Source organism: Flavobacterium sp. N1719 (assembly GCF_025947045.1).
GTDB classification, from domain to species: domain Bacteria; phylum Bacteroidota; class Bacteroidia; order Flavobacteriales; family Flavobacteriaceae; genus Flavobacterium; species Flavobacterium stagni.
In genome coordinates this window covers 1-20,498 of sequence record NZ_CP109993.1, presented here as the reverse complement: position 1 = coordinate 20,498, position 20,498 = coordinate 1, and the positions used below count along the sequence as shown (strand labels likewise).

18 protein-coding genes and 1 pseudogene are annotated in these 20,498 nt (G+C 38.0%); 10 read left to right on the top strand and 9 right to left on the bottom strand.

Annotation, left to right across the window (positions count from 1 at the left end; translation table 11 throughout):
- Window positions 1-102: 102 nt before the first annotated feature.
- Together OLM45_RS00095 and OLM45_RS00090 are read right to left on the bottom strand one after the other, a co-directional pair.
- Entirely contained in the window at window positions 103-321 is a 219-nt protein-coding gene (locus OLM45_RS00095; protein ID WP_264510934.1) for a hypothetical protein, read from the bottom strand.
- A 117-nt stretch (window positions 322-438) separates the two neighbouring features.
- Window positions 439-2,028, bottom strand: coding sequence for a peptide chain release factor 3 (locus OLM45_RS00090; protein WP_129461332.1), 1,590 nt, complete (start codon window positions 2,026-2,028; stop codon window positions 439-441).
- 205 nt (window positions 2,029-2,233) lie between these two features.
- Between OLM45_RS00090 and OLM45_RS00085 the strand changes: the two genes are divergently transcribed.
- The 5 genes from OLM45_RS00085 (at window position 2,234) to OLM45_RS00065 (ending at window position 9,410) form a co-directional block, all read left to right on the top strand.
- Window positions 2,234-4,201, top strand: coding sequence for a peptidylprolyl isomerase (locus OLM45_RS00085; protein WP_264510932.1), 1,968 nt, complete (start codon window positions 2,234-2,236; stop codon window positions 4,199-4,201).
- 5 nt (window positions 4,202-4,206) lie between these two features.
- Window positions 4,207-5,607, top strand: a complete 1,401-nt coding sequence (locus OLM45_RS00080; protein WP_264510930.1) for a peptidylprolyl isomerase — start codon at window positions 4,207-4,209, stop codon at window positions 5,605-5,607.
- A gap of 25 nt (window positions 5,608-5,632) precedes the next feature.
- Entirely contained in the window at window positions 5,633-6,586 is a 954-nt protein-coding gene (locus OLM45_RS00075) for an AAA family ATPase (RefSeq protein ID WP_129461335.1), read from the top strand.
- Window positions 6,586-6,945 carry a hypothetical protein gene (locus tag OLM45_RS00070; protein WP_264510928.1) on the top strand — a complete coding sequence of 120 codons (360 nt, stop codon included), beginning with the start codon at window positions 6,586-6,588 and terminating at the stop codon, window positions 6,943-6,945. Before OLM45_RS00075 ends, OLM45_RS00070 begins: the two co-directional genes overlap by 1 nt.
- A 197-nt stretch (window positions 6,946-7,142) precedes the next feature.
- Window positions 7,143-9,410 (top strand): aconitate hydratase, encoded by a 2,268-nt coding sequence (locus tag OLM45_RS00065; RefSeq protein ID WP_264510925.1) that lies wholly within the window; start codon window positions 7,143-7,145, stop codon window positions 9,408-9,410.
- Window positions 9,411-9,502: 92 nt separating this feature from the next.
- Here OLM45_RS00065 and OLM45_RS00060 read toward each other — a convergent pair whose 3' ends face one another.
- The 4 genes from OLM45_RS00060 to OLM45_RS00045 all read right to left on the bottom strand — a co-directional run bounded on the left by OLM45_RS00060 (window position 9,503) and on the right by OLM45_RS00045 (window position 13,676).
- Window positions 9,503-9,919, bottom strand: coding sequence for a hypothetical protein (locus tag OLM45_RS00060; protein WP_264510923.1), 417 nt, complete (start codon window positions 9,917-9,919; stop codon window positions 9,503-9,505).
- A 219-nt stretch (window positions 9,920-10,138) separates the two neighbouring features.
- On the bottom strand, window positions 10,139-10,534 hold the full coding sequence (locus tag OLM45_RS00055; RefSeq protein WP_264510921.1) for a hypothetical protein: 396 nt from the start codon (window positions 10,532-10,534) through the stop codon (window positions 10,139-10,141).
- Between the two features lie 152 nt (window positions 10,535-10,686).
- Entirely contained in the window at window positions 10,687-12,135 is a 1,449-nt protein-coding gene (locus OLM45_RS00050) for a glyceraldehyde-3-phosphate dehydrogenase (RefSeq protein WP_129461340.1), read from the bottom strand.
- A gap of 152 nt (window positions 12,136-12,287) precedes the next feature.
- The gene (locus OLM45_RS00045; protein ID WP_264510919.1) at window positions 12,288-13,676 is read right to left on the bottom strand and encodes a S1C family serine protease; all 1,389 of its coding nucleotides are present in this window, start codon (window positions 13,674-13,676) and stop codon (window positions 12,288-12,290) included.
- Between the two features lie 134 nt (window positions 13,677-13,810).
- Here OLM45_RS00045 and dapF point away from each other — a divergent pair.
- The 5 genes and pseudogenes from dapF to OLM45_RS00020 all read left to right on the top strand — a co-directional run bounded on the left by dapF (window position 13,811) and on the right by OLM45_RS00020 (window position 17,812).
- Window positions 13,811-14,594 (top strand): annotated as a pseudogene (gene dapF, locus OLM45_RS00040) (diaminopimelate epimerase).
- On the top strand, window positions 14,594-15,121 hold the full coding sequence (locus OLM45_RS00035) for a GNAT family N-acetyltransferase (protein WP_264510917.1): 528 nt from the start codon (window positions 14,594-14,596) through the stop codon (window positions 15,119-15,121). The pseudogene dapF and the gene OLM45_RS00035 overlap by 1 nt, the downstream one beginning before the upstream one ends.
- A gap of 10 nt (window positions 15,122-15,131) precedes the next feature.
- Window positions 15,132-16,166, top strand: a complete 1,035-nt coding sequence (mltG, locus tag OLM45_RS00030; protein ID WP_264510915.1) for an endolytic transglycosylase MltG — start codon at window positions 15,132-15,134, stop codon at window positions 16,164-16,166.
- A gap of 3 nt (window positions 16,167-16,169) precedes the next feature.
- Window positions 16,170-17,078, top strand: coding sequence for a YfiM family protein (locus tag OLM45_RS00025; RefSeq protein WP_264510913.1), 909 nt, complete (start codon window positions 16,170-16,172; stop codon window positions 17,076-17,078).
- 98 nt (window positions 17,079-17,176) lie between these two features.
- Window positions 17,177-17,812 carry a lytic transglycosylase domain-containing protein gene (locus OLM45_RS00020; RefSeq protein ID WP_264510911.1) on the top strand — a complete coding sequence of 212 codons (636 nt, stop codon included), beginning with the start codon at window positions 17,177-17,179 and terminating at the stop codon, window positions 17,810-17,812.
- A 28-nt stretch (window positions 17,813-17,840) separates the two neighbouring features.
- Here OLM45_RS00020 and OLM45_RS00015 read toward each other — a convergent pair whose 3' ends face one another.
- Genes OLM45_RS00015 through dnaA form a run of 3 tightly spaced genes read right to left on the bottom strand, consistent with a single transcriptional unit; the run spans window position 17,841 to window position 20,498 of the window.
- A complete protein-coding gene (locus tag OLM45_RS00015) occupies window positions 17,841-18,563 on the bottom strand; it encodes an SAM-dependent methyltransferase (protein ID WP_264510909.1) in 723 nt (240 codons plus the stop codon).
- Window positions 18,563-19,024, bottom strand: a complete 462-nt coding sequence (locus OLM45_RS00010; RefSeq protein ID WP_264510907.1) for a low molecular weight protein-tyrosine-phosphatase — start codon at window positions 19,022-19,024, stop codon at window positions 18,563-18,565. The genes OLM45_RS00015 and OLM45_RS00010 overlap by 1 nt, the downstream gene beginning before the upstream one ends.
- 46 nt (window positions 19,025-19,070) lie before the next feature.
- Window positions 19,071-20,498, bottom strand: coding sequence for a chromosomal replication initiator protein DnaA (dnaA, locus tag OLM45_RS00005; protein WP_129461349.1), 1,428 nt, complete (start codon window positions 20,496-20,498; stop codon window positions 19,071-19,073).

Here is a 20,498-nt window from a genome sequence, read left to right as displayed (position 1 = left end):
CTTTTTTTATTCTGATTGAAACTACACTTTAAAAAAGTTCAGGTATAAAAAAACCGTCATGCTTTTAAAAAGCATGACGGTTTAATATGTTTTGAAATTATCTTATTTCAAAGATAATCTATAGTTTCTCATTTTATATCCTGCAAAAATAACAGCTACAATAGTTAGAATAAATAGATTGGTATTGATAGGGGCAGGGGCTGGGTCACCACCTTCAAGACCACCATCACCAGTACCTCCTGGTCCACCTTGTGCAAACAAACTTACATCAGCACAAAATAAAGCACTTAACAAAAGTAATTGAGAAATTCTTTTTTTCATTTCATATCATTTTACGTCACAAATATAAAATCATTTTTTAAATTAAACCTATTTAATAGATTATAATCGATTAAATGATTGTTAATTGCTTTAAAATTGTAGTATTTAGTGATTTTTTTAATCAATTTCTGATGTAAAAAATAATTTTACTGTTGGATATTTACTTTGTGTCATTTGAATGGTAAAATCTGAATCCGCTAAAAATACTAATTGTCCATACTTGTCATGAGCTAGAAATTTTTGCTTGATTCGTTTAAATTCCAAAAACTCTTCATTTTTGGGATCTTCGGGTTTTACCCAACAGGCTTTATGAACGGGGAAATTTTCATACGAACATTTGGCACCATATTCGTGTTCTAAACGATATTGAATTACTTCATACTGAAGAGCGCCTACCGTTCCAATGACTTTTCGATTATTCATTTCTAAGGTAAATAATTGGGCTACTCCTTCATCCATTAATTGGTCGATGCCCTTTTCAAGCTGTTTGGCTTTCATCGGGTCAGCATTGTTAATGTACCTAAAATGCTCCGGTGAAAAACTGGGTATACCTCTAAAGTTCATGATTTCTCCTTCAGTCAAAGTATCTCCAATTTTAAAATTCCCCGTATCGTGTAAGCCAACAATGTCACCCGGGAAAGAAATATCAACAATTTCTTTTTTCTCAGCAAAAAAGGCATTTGGACTCGAGAATTTTAAACTTTTCCCTAACCGCACATGCGTGTAGAGTTTGTTGCGTTCAAAGGTTCCTGAAACAATTTTAATGAATGCCAAACGGTCACGATGTTTAGGGTCCATATTGGCATGGATTTTAAAAACAAATCCCGAAAGTTTGGTTTCTTCTGCAGCGACTAATCTTGTATCCGATTCTTTAGCTCTCGGACTTGGTGCAATTTCAATGAAACCATCCAATAATTCTCTTACTCCAAAATTGTTCAATGCCGATCCAAAAAATACTGGTTGCAGCGTACCATTTAAATAGCGCTCTCGGTCAAATTCAGGATAGACTTCTTGTATTAATTCCAATTCATCTCGCAATTTTGAAGCAGCTTTATCTCCAATTATTTTATCCAATTCTGGATTCTGAATGTCACTAATTGCAATGACATCTTCAATGTTTTTGCGACTATCACTGCTGAATAAATTGATGTTCTTTTCCCAAATATTGTAAATCCCTTGAAAATCATAACCCATTCCAATTGGAAAACTCAAAGGCGTAACTTGTAGTCCTAATTTTTTTTCAACTTCATCCATCAAGTCGAAGGCATCTTTACCCTCACGGTCTAATTTATTGATGAAAACAATAATTGGTATATTACGCATTCGGCATACCGAAACTAGTTTTTCAGTTTGCTCCTCAACCCCTTTAGCTACGTCAATCACAACAATAACACTGTCTACAGCAGTTAATGTGCGGTAGGTATCTTCAGCAAAGTCCTTGTGACCTGGCGTATCCAGAATATTGATTTTTTTGTCTTTATAATTAAAGGCCAATACAGAAGTCGCCACCGAAATTCCCCGTTGACGCTCAATTTCCATAAAGTCACTCGTGGCGCCTTTTTTGATTTTGTTACTTTTTACCGCACCCGCTTCTTGAATGGCTCCTCCGAATAAAAGGAGTTTTTCAGTTAATGTGGTTTTTCCAGCATCCGGGTGAGAGATAATACCAAAGGTTCGTCGACGTGCGATTTCTTGTAAAAAATTCATAACTTCTAAAATTGGCTGCAAAAATACTATTTATCATTCAATTATTTCCATTAATGCTGCTTCGAAAATCGCATTTGAAAAGTGTTAATAAATTTTTGTTAATAGTAAGGTGGCGACTTGTTTAATACCTGCGTTTTCTTACTTTTGTTGATTCGAACCTAACCTTTTTAGATACGTTGAACAAACGATAATTCGAGCTAAAATTATGAATTTAAGAAATTTATTTTTTGCCCTTTTGACCGGACTAACAATGTCGGCTCAACAACAAAATTCTGGCAAAGAAGTGCTTTTTACCATTGATAACAATCCCTATTATACCGATGAATTTATTCGAGTTTACAACAAAAACTTAGATTTGGTAAAAGATGAATCCCAAAAGAATTTAGATCAATATCTCGAACTCTTTATCGGATATAAACTTAAGGTTAATAAAGCGTTTAAATTAGGCTTGCAAAATGGAACCCAATACCAAAACGAGTTAAAATCGTACCGTACGCAATTGTCCAAAAATTATTTAATGGACTCAAAAGTAACTCAAGAGTTGCTTGATGAAGGGTATGAACGCCTCAAAAAAGAGATCAATGCTTCGCATATTCTTTTAATGGTGGATGAAAATGCAGCACCTGCAGATACTTTAGCCGCCTACAATAAAATTATGGCAATTCGTGATCGTATTGTGAAAAATGGGGAAGATTTTGGAACAGTTGCTATGGCTACTTCTCAAGATCCATCGGCGAAAGAAAATAAAGGAAATTTGGGGTATTTTACCGCTTTCCGTATGGTGTATGCCTTTGAAAACGGTGCGTATAACACGCCTTTAGGACAAGTTTCTATGCCTGTTCGTAGTCGTTTTGGCTACCATATCATCAAAGTTAATGATATTCGAAACAATAGAGGAGAAGTAGCGGTTTCACACATCATGATTCTGAAACCCAAGGAAGGTGAAGACCCAACCAAAGCAAAAACTACAATTGACGAGATTTACCAAAAATTACAACAAGGGGAGCAATTTGAGGAATTGGCGAAACAATTCTCCGAAGACAAATCCTCGTCCACCAAAGGCGGTGTGCTTAACAAATTTGCTTCGGGACAATTAAGTTCGGAAGAATTCGAAAATCAATCGTTTGCTTTAACCAAAGAAAATCCACTTTCTAAGCCTTTTGAGACAGCATATGGTTGGCATATTGTGAAATTGAACGACAAATTCCCGCTTCGTACTAAGGATGAAATGAAAGTGGAGTTGGAGAATAAAATCGCTCGTGATGATCGCTCCAAGAAAATAAGTGATGCTTTGGCGGTGAAACTGAGAAAAAAATATCCGGTTAAACCTGAATCTAAATTGTATAAAGAGATTGCCAAATCAGTCGATGATTCTTTTTACAAAGGAGAATGGAAAATGCCGGCTGATTTGAAAAAATTTGATGCTAAACTTTTTGTTGTTGGGTCAAAAGAAATCAAGGGAGGAACCTTCATGGATTATTTGTATTCTCAACAAAAAAGTGCAGTAGGTATCAAACCGGTTTCAAAATTAGTGGATCATTATTTTAGTCGTTTTGCCGATGAGCAACGCGCTGTTTTCAACAATGAAAATCTTGAAAATGAATACCCTGAGTTTGCTGCTGTCATGAGCGAATACCGTGACGGATTGCTTTTGTTTGATTTAATGGAAAAAGAAATTTGGCAAAAGGCAAAAACAGACAGTATTGGTTTGAAAGATTTCTATGAAAAAAACAAGCAAAAATACCTTTGGAAAACGCGTTTTGATGCAGAAATTTATTCTTCTACCAAACCCGATGTGATGAAAAAGGTGTTGGCTCTATTGAAGAAAGGGAATGATGCTAAAACTATTAAAGAAAAATTCAATAGTGAAAAAGAGTTGAATGTGATGATGTATGATGGCATCTACGAAGAAGGGGCAGATGCCTTACCTAAAAACATCAAAGCTGGTGAAACCTACACTGATATTTCGCAAAAAGGGGAATATTATTACATTGCAAAAATTCGAAAAGTGATTCCGGCAGGAGTCAAGTCTTTGGAAGAATGCAAAGGAAGAGTGACCAATGAATACCAACAGTTTTTAGAACAAAATTGGATTGACACGCTAAAAAAAGAATTCCAAATCAACATCAATAAAGACGTGTTTGAACGCGTAAAACAACAAATAAAGAAATAAAAACAATGCATACATTCAAATTAATCCGAATTCTTTTTTTAGGTTTATTTATAGCTACTCCAATGGTGGCTCAAGAAATCATTCCAGAAAAGCAACCTGAAAAAAAATCGGTGAATCCACCCAAAAAACAGCGTATTGATGGAATTGTTGCGACGATTGGAGATTACAATATTTTAGATTCAGATATTGATAAAACGTATTTGGAAATTGAAAGTCAAGGCCAGTCAACAAAAGATATTACGCGTTGTCAGATTCTGGGTAAATTAATGGAAGAGAAATTGTATGCGCACCAGGCCATTCAAGACTCTATCCAGGTAAAAGATGAAGAGGTTAAAGAGCGAATGAATCAACAAATTGATTACATGGTGGAGCAATTGAAGTCCATGGATGCCGTAGTCAAATATTTCAAAAAAGATAATGAAGATGAATTTCGTGCGGAGTTGTTTGATATTTTAAAACAACAGCAATTGGCCTCAGAAATGACCAAAAAAATTGTGGGCGCTGTGGAAATTACTCCAGAAGAAACGCGAACATTTTTTCAAAAATTATCTAAAGATGATTTGCCCTTAGTAGGTTCTGAAGTGGAAGTTGCCCAAATTGTAATTACGCCGAAAGTAAGCGATGAAGAAAAGAAAATCGTTATTGATCGTCTAAAAGAAATAAAAGCTGAAGTGTTAAACGGGGCCAGTTTTACCACCAAAGCCGTTTTATATACTGAAGATCCGGGTTCCCGTTCAAATGGGGGGTATTATAAAATAAACAAGAAAACACCTTTTGTTAAAGAATTTAAAGATGTAGCGTTTTCATTGCAAGAAGGCGAAATATCGGATCCTTTTGAAACTGAATTTGGTTTCCATATTATTTACTTGGAAAAAGTCAGAGGTCAAGACTTGGAAATTCGCCATATTTTGATGAAGCCCAAGGTGACTAGCACTTCATTAAAAGAAGCACGTGAACGTGCCGATTTAATTCGCAAGCGTATCATGGATAAAGAAATTACGTTTGCAGATGCTGCTCGTACCTTATCCGATGAAAAAGAAACCCGTGCGAACGGTGGTGCCTTAATCAATCCAAAAACGCAGGATACGCATTTTGAATTGACAAAAATGGATCCTGAATTGTACAGCCAAGTTTCTAATTTAAAAAGCGGTGAAGTGACTCAAGTGTTGTTTGATGATGACGGTCGTAACGGGAAACGCTATAAAATCATTACGGTAACTTCTAAATCAGACGAGCATTTAGCCGATTTTAGTAAAGATTATACCAAAATTCGCGAATTAGCTTTAAAAGAGAAGCAATTAAAAGCCATTGGAAAATGGTTTGATCAAAAAATTAAAGAGACCTATATTAAAATCAACAGTGAATACAAAGATTGTAAATTCACCAACAATTGGTTGAAAAATTAATCCCTAATTCTAGCACACTCCAACTATGTCAGATGTAACAGCGATTCAAAATTTAGTTCAAAAACGCAACGAACTTAAGACTGAAATTTCAAAAGTAATTGTAGGTCAAAATGCCGTGGTGGACCAAATCTTGTTGAGTATTTTTTCAGGCGGACATGCTTTGCTTGTAGGTGTGCCCGGATTGGCAAAAACGTTGATGGTAAATACCATTGCACAAGCTTTGGGCTTGGATTTTAAACGTATTCAATTTACACCCGATTTGATGCCATCCGATATTTTAGGAAGTGAAATTTTAGATGAAAATCGCCAGTTTAAATTTATCAAAGGTCCCGTTTTCTCCAATATTATTTTAGCTGACGAGATCAACCGTACACCACCCAAAACACAAGCCGCTTTGTTAGAAGCCATGCAAGAACGCGCAGTGACAATTGCGGGACACAATTACAAATTGGATTTGCCGTATTTTGTATTAGCAACACAAAACCCCATTGAACAGGAGGGAACCTATCCACTTCCTGAAGCCCAATTGGACCGTTTTATGTTTGCTATAAAATTGGAATACCCCACATTTGAGGAAGAAGTTCAAGTGGTGAAAAGTACGACCAATGACTCCAAACCCACCATCAATGCGTTGTTTACAGGTGAGGAAATCATTGAGTTCCAACATTTGATTCGTCGTATCCCAGTTGCCGATAATGTGATTGAATATGCTGTCGGATTGGTGAATAAAACCCGACCCAATGGAGCCATGGCTTCGGATTATGTGAAAAATTATTTGGATTGGGGCGCAGGGCCTCGTGCTTCGCAAAATTTAATTTTAGCTGCCAAAGCCCATGCCGCTTTCTCCGGTAAATATTCGCCTGATATTGAAGATGTCAAAGCGGTTGCTGAAGGGATTTTACGCCACCGTATTATCAAAAATTACAAAGCAGATGCCGAAGGAATCTCGGAAGAAATGATCATTCAAAAACTACTGTAATGATTAAAAAAGTATTGTGGTTTATCCCGGAATTTATTATCGTGTCCATTGCCCTTTTTTGGTTTTTGGAAAACTATTTAGAATCGGGACTGATCAATTACTACGCTCTCGTTGCTGCATTTTTAGTGGTTGTCGCAGCATTAAGTAAAGTCCGTTTGCTAGGCATGCTCATGGGCGTATTGACGGTTCTCTTTTCCCTATTTATGGGATTTCGGTTTTATACTATTTATACTGAGATAAAAGCCAATGCACACGCTTCAAGTCTCTCCTTTATATTGATGGGGATATTTGTGGTGAGTTTATTGAGCGGAATTCTTTTATTCTTCAAATACTACAAAAGAACCGAGCGCAAAGGCTAGTTTTGCAATCCTTCGTTTTGGTTAAAAAAATCAAGTATTTTTAATTTTTCTTCGATAAAATACTATTTTGGTAAAAATCATCTATTGATTTTATCTATTTGGCAAATTATTTCTGCCGATAAAGATAATTGATTAAATATTTTTTAAAAGTACATCGTTTTCGTAAATTTGCGTTGCAAACAAATAAACCTTTTTTTATGGCTTTTGATATTGAAATGATTAAAAAGGTGTATGCTAACATGCCACAACGTGTGGATCAAGCACGTGCGTTAGTGGGTCGTCCGCTTACACTTTCTGAAAAGATTTTATATGCGCATTTGTGGGAGGGTACTCCATCACAAGCGTTCTCTAGAGGTAAAGATTATGTAGATTTCGCACCAGACCGCGTGGCTTGTCAAGATGCCACTGCACAAATGGCTTTGTTGCAATTCATGCATGCAGGCAAATCTCAAGTTGCTGTTCCAACAACAGTACACTGTGACCACTTAATCCAAGCAAAAGTTGGGGCTACTACCGACTTAGCTGTGGCCAATTCACAATCCAAAGAAGTATTTGATTTCTTGTCTTCAGTTTCTAATAAATACGGTATTGGATTCTGGAAACCGGGTTCAGGGATTATTCACCAAATCGTTTTAGAAAATTATGCATTTCCTGGTGGAATGATGATTGGAACCGATTCACATACGGTGAATGCAGGTGGTTTGGGAATGTTAGCTATCGGTGTTGGTGGTGCAGATGCCGTAGACGTTATGTCAGGGATGTCATGGGAATTGAAATTTCCAAAATTAATTGGAGTAAAATTGACCGGTAAATTAAACGGTTGGACGGCTCCAAAAGATGTTATTTTAAAAGTGGCTGATATTCTAACTGTAAAAGGGGGAACTGGTGCTATTGTGGAATATTTTGGGGAAGGTGCTGAAAACATGTCTTGTACAGGTAAAGGTACCATTTGTAACATGGGAGCAGAAATTGGAGCTACCACTTCTACTTTCGGTTATGATGATTCTATGCGTCGTTATTTGATTGCCACCGGTCGTCAAGATGTAGTAGATGCTGCAGACCAAGTAGCGGCTTATTTGACAGCAGATGCTGAAGTGTATGCAAACCCTGAACAATACTTTGATCAATTAATTGAAATTAATTTATCTGAACTAGAGCCTCATATCAACGGACCTTTTACACCAGATCGTGGAACGCCAACTTCTAAAATGAAGGAAGAAGCGGAGAAAAACGGTTGGCCATTAAAAGTAGAGTGGGGATTAATTGGTTCTTGTACCAATTCATCGTACGAAGATATGGCGCGTGCTGCTTCTATTGTGGAGCAAGCAGTTGCCAATAACATTACCCCAAAAGCAGAATTCGGGATAAATCCAGGTTCTGAACAAATCCGTTACACGATTGAACGCGATGGTATTTTAGCCACTTTTGAGAAAATGGGAACTAAAGTGTTTACCAATGCGTGCGGACCTTGTATTGGACAATGGGATCGTGAAGGTGCAGATAAAGGTGAGAAAAATACGATTGTACACTCATTCAACCGTAACTTCTCCAAACGTGCTGACGGTAATCCAAATACCCATGCTTTTGTGACTTCTCCAGAAATGGTAGCAGCTTTAGCCATTTCAGGGCGTTTGGACTTCAATCCAATTACCGATACGATTTTAAATGATAACGGTGAAGCGGTTAAATTGACGCCACCAGTGGGAGACGAATTACCTTCAAAAGGTTTTGCCGTAGAAGACGCGGGCTATCAAGCACCAGCTGCTGATGGTAGTGGAGTGAATGTTGTGGTTTCGCCAACCTCTGAACGTTTGCAATTGTTAGATCCGTTCCAACCTTGGAATGGTCAAAATATTACTGGAGCTAAATTGTTGATTAAAGCGTTTGGTAAATGTACAACGGATCATATCTCGATGGCCGGACCATGGTTGCGTTTCCGTGGACATTTGGATAACATCTCCAACAACATGTTAATTGGTGCTGAAAATGCGTTCAATGGAAAAGCCAATTCGGTGAAAAATCAATTGACAGGAGCGTATGATGAAGTGCCAAAAGTACAACGCGCCTACAAAGCTGCAGGTATTGCATCAATTGTTGTGGGTGATCAAAACTACGGAGAAGGTTCTTCACGTGAACACGCTGCAATGGAACCAAGACATTTAGGAGTTTCTGCAGTATTGGTGAAATCATTTGCCCGTATTCACGAAACCAATTTGAAAAAACAAGGGATGTTAGCGCTAACTTTTGCTAACGAAGCCGATTATGATAAAATCCAAGAAGATGACACATTCAACTTTGTGGACTTGACAGCATTTGCTCCAGGAAAACCGTTGACATTGGAAGTCGTTCATGCAGATGGTTCTACGGATACAATCCTAGCTAACCATAGTTATAACGAAGGACAAATCGAATGGTTTAAAGCAGGTTCTGCCTTGAATCTTATTGCTGCCGCAGGTAAAGCCTAATCGGTTAGTAATACATTTTTGCATCAAAAAACGCCCCTTGCACAAAGGGGCGTTTTTCTTAATAACCTAAACAAAATAATAATATATGAGTGCTATTCTTCGACGGCTATAGCCGTTTGGGATAATGTGGGTGGGGATTTTCCCGGATTTACATAAACTTCTGTAATCCCGTTGTCCCATTCGACAGATTCATAATGAAATTCTATCGAAGTTAATTGTTCAATGCAGGTGATTTTACACGTTCCATTGACAAGAGCACCGCTAGTGCGCAATTGAATTCGTGTGCCTGATTTCGGTTTGTTTTCTTTGTAATAGTCAAATATCGCAATCGAAATCGGTTCAATCAAATCAGGTCGGGAATTAAAAGTGCTCACAATAATGGTCATACCACTTTTGTATTTCACAATATATTCCATACCATTCTTCCCATATTTGTAGGGAGCGGTAACCTGATTTTGTGCATTTCCATAGAGACTGACTAGTACAATTAAAAAAGCTAATTGTCGCATAGTCTAGTAGGTTGGTTTATAATAGATTTGGGGACTATTATGATGAACGTACTTTCTTTTTCTTGAATCAATATTACAACATTATATCGATAAAATACAAATAAAATCGATAAAATGCATTAAAAAATAATAAATGTAATATAAGTATTACATAAATGTTATTTTTGGGTATGAAAAAACCGCTGCAATGAGCGGTTGGTATTTTGTGTAAAGTAACGTTTATCCAAAAGTATTTCGGTATAATTCCGTAATTCCGTCTGGCCATTCTACTTTTTCATAGTGAAATTCAATCGTCGTCAACTTCCCTTTTTTGGTTACAATGCATTTTCCAGTCACTTTTGCTTGTTGCCCTTCAATAGTCAGTGTAATAGGGTCAGTCCCGTTTTTACGTAAATTTTCCCAATAATATTGAAAAATGCGTTGCGCTATATCTTCTTTTAAAATGAGTTTGGAATTATACGTACTCACAATAATGGTCTCTTTCGGAGTGTTTGCGATGAGTTCCATTCCGTTATAACCGTACCGATAGGTTTTGGTACATGCTTCTATATTGGCATCTTGTGCCAATACAAATTGGCCTGCTGAAAACAGCATAAGCATTAGTAATTTTTTCATGATCAAGTAGTTTGGGCTATTTTGATAAAGCGAATATAAAATATTTATTCATACATAATTCATTAACTAGGTGAATATTAAGACTATCTTAATTTATTTAACAAAAAAGTCCGGTTTTGGACCGGACTTTTTTAATGCTGAATTAATAACTATTAATAATAAGTGTATCGTCTTACTTTTGAAATGTATTTGGCTAATCGAATCACTTGATGACTATAGCCGTATTCGTTATCATACCAAACATATAATACAATGTTTTTTCCATCGGCAGAGACAATTGTCGCATTACTGTCATAAATGGATGGGGCAGAAGTGCCTACAATATCCGAAGAAACCAATTCGTTATTCAAAGAATATTTAATTTGTTCCACTAATTCGCCTTCTAAGGCATACTTTCGCATGATATTGTTTACTTCTTCAACCGAAGTCGTTTTTCCCACTTCTAAATTCAAGACCACTAAAGATCCGTTTGGTACGGGAACACGAATAGCATTAGAAGTTAACTTACCTGCCAAACTGGGTAATGCCTTTGCCACAGCACTGCCCGCACCGGTTTCTGTAATAACCATATTTAACGCAGCCGCTCTACCTCTACGGTATTTTTTATGCATGTTGTCCACTAAATTTTGGTCATTCGTATACGCGTGGATTGTTTCTAAGTGACCTTTTACTACTCCTAACGTATCTTCAACCGCTTTTAAAATTGGAGTAATCGCATTTGTTGTACACGAAGCCGCCGAGTATATTTTTACTTCATCGGGGTTGTATTCGTTGTGATTAACTCCGTGTACAATATTGGGAACACCTTTGCCTGGCGCCGTCAATAATACTTTTTCCACACCTTTGGATGTCAAATGACGTTTCAAGGCTTCTTCTGTAGTGAACGCACCAGTATTGTCAATCACCAAAGCGTCTTCAATGCCGTATTGGGTATAATCGATTTCCTCAGGTCCAGCTGCCGTGATAATATGTACTGTTGTGCCGTTGATTACTAATGCATTGTTGGCTACATCTGCAGCAACCGATCCTTCAAAATCACCATGAACAGAATCATATCGCAATAAGGACGCTCTTTTTTCTAAGGATTGTGCATCATTGCGGTCACGCGTCACAATCGCACGCAAACGTAATTGCTCTCCTTTTCCAATTTTACTCATCATTTCACGCGCCAATAAACGTCCGATTCGTCCAAAACCATAAAGCACGACGTCTTTAGGTTTGATTTCTTGCGACTTTTTCGAATCTTTCAAACGATCAATCACAAAAGCACGGGCATCGTGCATGGTGTTGGTGTCTAAATGAAATTCGTACGTCAATTTTCCAATATCGATACGAGAGGGCGGTAAGTCTAAATTAGAAAGTGCTTTGACAATTTCATCGGTATCAAAAACATTGATGGGTTTTTGAATGAATTCCCCTGCATATTCATGCAAGTTCATGATGTCACTGACGTTGCGGTTTAATAATGGATTACGGAAAAAAATCAATTCGATTGATTTGTCGTACCATAAATCGCTCACAATTTTAATAATGTCTACGGCCGCTTTTCTACGGTCAACTTGAAATGCCAGTTCTTTCTCGTATTGCTGGATATTCGTCATAAGTATTGGGTTAAGGTTGTGTTGTACATTTATTTAATCCGGTGCAAAAGTAATTAACTACAACGTTTTCGTAAAATATTTTGCCAACTTTTTTCCAAAAAAAAACCACCTCTTATATTGGAGGTGGTTTTGAGATTTATAATGTCTAAATATTAGATGATAAATCGTAAAACTTGTCCGTTTTTTGTGATTAATTGTACACTCGCACCCTCGCGATCGTCTTTGTTGCCTAATATTTTAGAAACCGTTTCAATATCCGTCGCATTGGCATTATCTATACGTAATATCACACTGCCAATCAACTCATCCTTGTAAGGCAACAATCGTTCGTTGGTAATGTCTTTGATTTTTACACCCGACTCGATATTGAATCGCTTTTTGTCCCCTGCATTAATGTTTTCCAATTCCATACCTCGGAATTCGGTATTCATCAAGTCGTTTTTAATCAACGTTACAGGAACAATTTTCGTTGCACCATCACGAATAATCGTCACATTTACTTTGTCATTCGGACGTTTTGTATTAATGTAACCGTTTAATTCAGAATAAGAAGTTATTTTTTGATTGTCCAATTTGACAATAATATCTCCTTTTTTAATACCCGCTTTGGCTGCTCCCGAATTTTCAATCACATTCGTAATGTAATAGCCTTCCGTTTGTTTTAATCCGAGTTGTTTTGCTGTTGTCCCATTTAATTCATTCCCCACAGCACCTAAAACTCCGCGTTGTACATTTCCAAATTCCATAATATCCTCAATGATTTTACGGGTAATATTGGAAGGAATTGCAAAAGAATACCCTGCATAGCTTCCCGTTGGCGAGGAAATCATCGTGTTGATACCCACTAATTCACCTTTTGTATTTACTAAGGCACCACCACTGTTTCCGGGGTTTACAGCCGCATCCGTTTGAATGAAAGATTGAATTCCTTTAGTGTCTAAATTTCTTGCCTTAGCTGAAACAATTCCCGCGGTTACAGTAGAAGTTAGGTTATATGGATTCCCCACGGCCAAAACCCATTCGCCAACTTTCACTTGATCCGAATCGGCAAATGTGGCAAATGGTAACTTTTCATCCGCATCAATTTTTAATAAAGCCAAGTCCATTTTGGCGTCGGTTCCAATTAATTTGGCTTTGTATACTTTTTTGTTGTTTAATGTGACTTCCAACTCAGAAGCATCCTTGATCACGTGATTGTTGGTCACAATATAGCCGTCTTGGGAAATAATGACGCCCGAACCTGTTCCAACTTGCTCTTGTTGAATGCCACCACGAGAACCGTAGAAAAATTCGCGAATAGGGTCGTAAACGGTTCTCACGGATACATTTTTAACGTGTACAACCGTATGCACTGCATTGTCTGCAGCTGCAGTAAAATCAATATTTTCAGCTCCCATGCCAACGGTTCGCGTTCCGTAATTGGGCGCTAACGTGACTATACCTTCACGTGAATTTCCTTTTTCAATAAATAGTTTATACGCTCCTAAAGTAGTTGCACCACTCAAAAGCGATACTAAAAACAAACTTGATAATCGTTTCATACGTCAAAAATTAGTTCACTATTTAACCTCAAAATTATTAAAATATTACCCGGACCCTTTTCCTTTAACGCTCGTTTAACATTGTTTAACGTGCTATTAATATTCGTAACTTTGTTCTTTATACAAAAGTAAAAATGCTGCTCAAATTTCAAAAATACCAAGGAACCGGTAACGACTTTATCATGGTCGACAACCGTACTTTATTTTTTCCCAAAAATGATACCAAACTTATAGAGCATTTATGCGACCGTCGGTTTGGCATTGGTGCCGATGGATTGATATTGCTGGAAAATGACACCCTGTCAGATTTCAAAATGGTCTACTACAATTCCGATGGAAATGAGAGTTCGATGTGCGGCAATGGTGGGCGTTGTTTGACCGCTTTTGCGAAAAGTCAAGGCGTAATTGAAAATAAAGCAACCTTCAATGCTGTCGATGGATTGCACCATGCGCATGTTGATTCCAATGGAATCATATCGTTACAAATGATTGATGTGAATACAATTTCACTACAACCGGAGTATGTTTTTTTTAAATACGGGTTCGCCCCATCATGTGACACTTGTCGATGATTTGTCTTCGTTCGATGTAAAAAATCAAGGAGCCGCCATTCGCTATTCGGATTTGTACGGCAAAGCGGGTAGTAATGTGAATTTTGTGCAGCCTTTAGGTAAAAATCATTTTCGATTGCGAACCTATGAGCGCGGTGTTGAAGATGAAACACTTTCTTGTGGAACGGGCGCTACAGCCACAGCCATTGCAATGCATGCATTAGGAAAAACCACAGCCCATGTCATCGATTTGGACGTGGAAGGGGGAAAATTGCAAGTAGCCTTCGAGGTTAACGACCGGAAGTACTCCAACGTACATTTAATCGGGCCAGCTACTTTCGTTTATAACGGTGAAATTGAAATCTGATGCAAACCTTACACGGAACTAATTTATACTTGCGTGCCCTCGAACCCGAGGATTTAGCCTTTTTATATGCTATCGAAAACGAGGAATTCATTTGGGAAGTAAGCAACACGATCACACCCTACAGTCGGTTTTTGATAAGGCAATACCTTGAAAACGCTCACCAAGATATTTTTGAAGCCAAACAATTGCGTCTCGCGATTTGCCAAAATGGAACGGAAGAAGCGATTGGTTTAATTGACTTGTTTGATTTTGATCCCGTCAATCGTCGCGCGGGAATCGGAATAATCATCAAAGAAGAACAAAATCGCGGAAAAGGTTGGGGGAGAGAAGCTTTACAATTGTTGGTGGATTATGCATTTACGCATCTTCAATTGCACCAAGTCTATGCAAATATTGGTGAAGATAATGCGGCGAGTATAGCCCTTTTTACTACATTTGGCTTCCAAAAAATAGGCGTTAAAAAAGATTGGATTTGTCGCAACGGACACTATTTTGACGAATCCTTGTATCAATTGATTCAAAATTAAAACAATAAAAATGTTCGCAAATAAGAAAAAATTACTGTACAGTATTGGTGGGTTAGTGCTTATCGTGGGGATCGGATTCTATCTTCGTTTTTTTGCATCGAATACAACTTTTAATGAAGAGGAAAAATGGGTAACTGTTCCAACAGGTTCCAATTTCGAAGAGGTAAAAAAAATAATTGCGCCTTATATCGACGGAATGGGCGGATTTGAAAACATGGCTTCGCTTCGTCGCTATGATCAAAATGTAAAACCCGGACGGTTTTTATTAAAAAAGGGTATGGGCAATTTCGGGATTGTTGCCGCATTACGCCACAATATACCCGTTAAACTGACTTTCAATAATCAAGAGCGTTTGGAAGATTTGTGTGTGCGTTTCAGTCAACAAATTGAACCCGATACAACCCAATTGATGAAAGTGTTTCGCGATTCTATTTTTTTAAAAGAAAATGGATTTACAAAAGAAAATGTAATCGCCATGTTTATCCCCAATTCCTATGAATTTTATTGGAATATTTCAGCCGAAAAATTTAGAGATAAAATGTTGAAAGAATATAAAAATTTCTGGAATACCGATCGTTTGGCCAAAGCCGAAAAATTAGGAATGTCTCCTGTAGAAGTGATTACTTTGGCTTCTATCGTGCATAAAGAAACGGTCAAGAAAGATGAACGTCCCCGCGTAGCCGGTGCATATTTGAATCGCTTGCAACAAGGGATGCCTTTACAAGCGGATCCTACGGTAATATATGCCTTGAAATTGAAGGATAATGATTTTACCAAAGTCATCAAAAGGGTATTGTATGGCGACCTTACGCTGTCTTCTCCTTATAATACGTATGTGCATGTAGGTTTGCCTCCAGGACCCATCGCTATGCCTGATATTACAGCTATAGACGCAGTTTTAAATCCCGAAAAACACAATTATATTTATTTCTGTGCTAGTGTAGATCGTTTTGGCTACCATGAATTCGCGGCTACTTATCCAGAACATCAGGTGAATGCCAAGAAATACGCCGATTGGATCAATTCTACAGGAACGACACGCTAACGAATGTATCGTTTTTTATACACAATACTATTGCTGTTCACCTTGAGTCTTCACGCTCAAAGTGAACAGTTTTCTTTTTTAAAACCCTCCGACTCGTTAAATAAACCGAGAAGAAATACGGTAGTGATAACTACGACAGGATTAGCAACCACTGCATTAGTCGGACTCCATCAATTGTGGTATAGCGATTACCCGCAATCCAAGTTTCATTTTATCAATGATAATGACGAATGGCTACAAATGGATAAAGCAGGTCATTTGCTATCGTGTTATCATCTTAGTCGTTTGAGTGCTGAATCTTTCCGTTGGGCCGGGATGTCGCAAAAAAGTCAGTTGCTCTATGGCGCTGCTTCGGCTTGGGCATTTATGTCGGTTGTCGAAGTGCTTGATGGTTATTCCGCAGAATGGGGCGCTTCATTGGGTGATGTAGTGGCCAATACAACCGGGACGGCTTTGTTTGTGAGTCAGGAACTGCTTTGGAAAGAACAGCGAATTCTTCCCAAATTTTCCTTTCATCAAACTTATTTTGCACCGCAACGACCCAATACGCTGGGGAACACATTCAACGAACAATTATTGAAAGATTACAACGGACAAACCTATTGGCTCTCTGCCAATCTTCAAGCCTTTACCAAAAGTAATTTAATCCCCAATTGGTTAAATGTAGCAGTAGGGTATGGTGCAAATGGATTATTAACCGGGAAAAGTGAAAATAATACCGTTTTAGGATTAAATAACTATCCACGGGAACGACAATTTTACCTCAGTCTTGATATAGATTTAACGAAAATTCGTACAAAAAATAGAATTTTAAAGACGGTATTTTCAACCATCAACTTTTTAAAAATTCCTGCGCCAACCCTTGAATATCAGGCGTCCGGAAAATGGAAAGGGCATTGGATTTACTTTTAACAAGTAATTAACTGCCTGATATTCAATATTTATTTCAAAAAAGGTCGTATATTCGCCCCCGCTAATCAAGTGGTGACAGGGCTTGGAAAACAAACTATATGATCAGAAAATGGACGTATTATCTTACCATTTTACTTGTAATCGGATTTATTAGTTCCGCATTTAAACCCTTAGACGTAAGCGACCACAATTGGTTTTACGTTGATGAGCAGGATGAATTAGTATACCAACTTCCTTCTCAAAATCCAAACGACTATAACAACAATACAATTCCATTCACAGGAAAGTATTTTATCGGTTTTAAAGAAGCTTTAGCTTTCAAAGAATCACAAGGGAATTACAAAAAAATCAATACCAAAGGGTTTATGGGGAAATACCAATTTGGTCCCCAAACCTTAGCCTCGATTGGTATTCACAATCCAGCAGCTTTTATGCGTAATCCTGAATTACAGGAAAAAGCATTTGTTGCCTTGTTGAAAAAACACAAATGGGTTTTGCGTAACGAAATCAAACGGTACCGCGGAAAAACAATTGGCGGTGTTTACATCACCGAATCCGGAATTCTAGCGGCTGCACACTTGGGTGGCCCTGGATCTGTTCGACGCTTTTTGAAGAGCAATGGCGAACGGAAATGCCGTGATGGGTACGGTACATCCGTGAAAACCTATATGAAACGATTTGGGGGTTATGAAACCCATAATCTTTTAGCAGAAAAAAATCCACAAGTAAAGTAAAAAAATAGCCTCCGAATTGGGGGCTTTTTTAATGGGTTTTATGCAGGATAAAAATCGCCGGACGTTTATCCAAATCTACCTTTTGTCTTTTCCAGTCGGTTATGCGTAGCGTTTTTATGTATTCTGTAGGAAGTGTGAGATCTGCTGCAATACACAGTAATGTATTGGGATGTAAATGCTGAAGTAAATCCTCCAGTAAACGATTGTTTCGATACGGTGTTTCAATGAATAATTGGGATTGGTTGCGTTCCAATGAAAGGCGTTCCCAGTTTTTTAAAGCCGTTTTCTTTTCTCCTTTGTCAATCGGTAAGTAACCGTTAAAAGCAAAACTTTGACCGTTCATACCACTGGCCATCATCGCCAATAGGATTGAGGAAGGTCCCACTAAAGGAACCACTTGTATGCCGCGTTCATGGGCGAGTTTGACAATGTCTGCCCCCGGATCAGCGACCCCAGGACAACCCGCTTCACTCATTAATCCTACATTTTTTCCTTCCATACAAGGTTGCAGCATGCTGCGGTGTTCACTTGCTTGAGTATGCTTGTTTAAAGTGCTGAGTTGTAAAGAAGGTTGGGGTTTTTCAGGTGTAATTTTTTTGATAAAACGACGCGCCGTTTTTTCATTTTCAACGATATAAATATCAATGACTTCGATAATACGTTGAACAGTATAAGGCAATACCTCTAGTGGATCATTTTCTCCTAGGGTTATCGGAATGAGATACAGTTTTCCTTTGGGAGTCGTTTCCATTATTTCTCCAATAAACGTTGGGCAATAATATCGGTGGCTTCATCCAGCATTTCGTATACCATATCAAAACCATTTTGTAGACCGTAATACGGATCGGGGACATCTACATTATCACCGGGGAACAAGGCGTCCAAAATCAATTGCACCTTTTGCTTTTGTGCCTCATTTTTGGCTAAAAAAACCACATCGTCATAATTGGAATTATCCATGACATAGATGTAATCAAAAGTGTCGAAATCTTTAGAAGTAAATTGACGTGCCTTTTGGTGTGAAATGTCTAAACCATTTTTATCAGCCGTAGCTATAGAACGATGGTCCGGTTGACGACCAACATGGTAGTTTCCCGTTCCAGCGGAATCAACAAAAAACTGATCTTTAGGCAATTTGGAGGCCAAAAGTCCTTCCGCCAATGGCGAACGACAAATGTTGCCCAAACATACCATTAAAATTTTAACAGGCATGATGGAAAAGTGTACTTAAATTTCGGCACAAAAGTACGAAACCCGACTACAATGACAACTTTTTGTTGATATCTTCCACAAACTTTTTGAACTGTTTGTCGGTGGCTACTAAGTTGTCAACTGTTTTACAAGCGTGAAGAACCGTAGCGTGATCGCGGTCACCAATTTGTGAACCAATATTTGCTAAAGAAGCTTTGGTGAATTTCTTAGCAAAGAACATGGCCAATTGGCGCGCTTGCACCACATGGCGCTTGCGGGTTTTGGATTGTAACGTATCGATGTCCAATTGGAAATAATCCGAAACTACTTTTTGGATGTAATCAATTGAAATTTCACGTTTTACATTTTTAACGAATTTCTCGACGATACTTTTCGTTAATTCAATGGTTACCTCTTTTTTGTTGAACGAAGATTGCGCAATCAAAGAAATGATGGCACCTTCCAATTCACGAACGTTGGATTTGATGTTTTGCGCCACATATTCTACAATGTCATTCGGCATTTCTACGCCATCACGGTACAAAATGTTGCGTAAAATCGATACGCGCGTTTCGTAATCGGGTTGGTGTAACTCCGCCGAAAGTCCCCACTTGAAGCGAGACAATAAACGTTGCTCAATATCTTGCATATCCACCGGCGCTTTGTCAGAAGTCAAAATAACTTGCTTGCCGTTTTGATGCAAATAGTTGAAAATGTGGAAAAACACATCTTGTGTTCCTGATTTTCCAGAAAGGAATTGCACATCGTCAATGATTAATACATCAATCAATTGATAGAAGTGAATAAAATCGTTTCGGTTGTTTTTCTTAACCGAATCAATATATTGTTGGGTGAACACTTCGGCTGAAATGTACAGCACGGTTTTTTCAGGATATTTGTCTTTGATTTCAACCCCAATGGCATGTGCCAAATGGGTTTTACCCAAACCAACGCCACCAAAAATCAAGAGCGGGTTGAATGAAGTTCCTCCCGGTTTATTCGCTACAGCCAAACCGGCTGAACGGGCTAAGCGGTTGGAATCACCCTCCAAGAAATTGTCAAAACTGTAGTTTGGATTTAATTGCGACTCAATTTTAACATTGCGAATTCCTGGAATCACAAACGGATTTTTTAACTCCGGATTCAAGTTTTTATACGGAGCATCAACGTTTTGTGATTTAATCGGACTGCGGTGCGCGCTTGGCAACTGCTCCGTGAACGGTTGTTTGTTGCCATAGGTGTTTTCCATCTTAATTTTATACAGTAACTTTGCGTTTTTTCCAAGTTCTCGGGTTAACGCCACCTTTAACAGTTTTACATAGTGTTCCTCGAGCCATTCGTAAAAGAATTTGCTCGGAACCTGAATGTACAATGCATTATCAGTAAGTTCAACGGATTTGATAGGTTCAAACCAAGTTTTGAAAGCTTGCTCCTGGATATTGTCCTTTATGAATGAAAGACAATTCTCCCATACTGATTGCGCAGTTTTACTCAT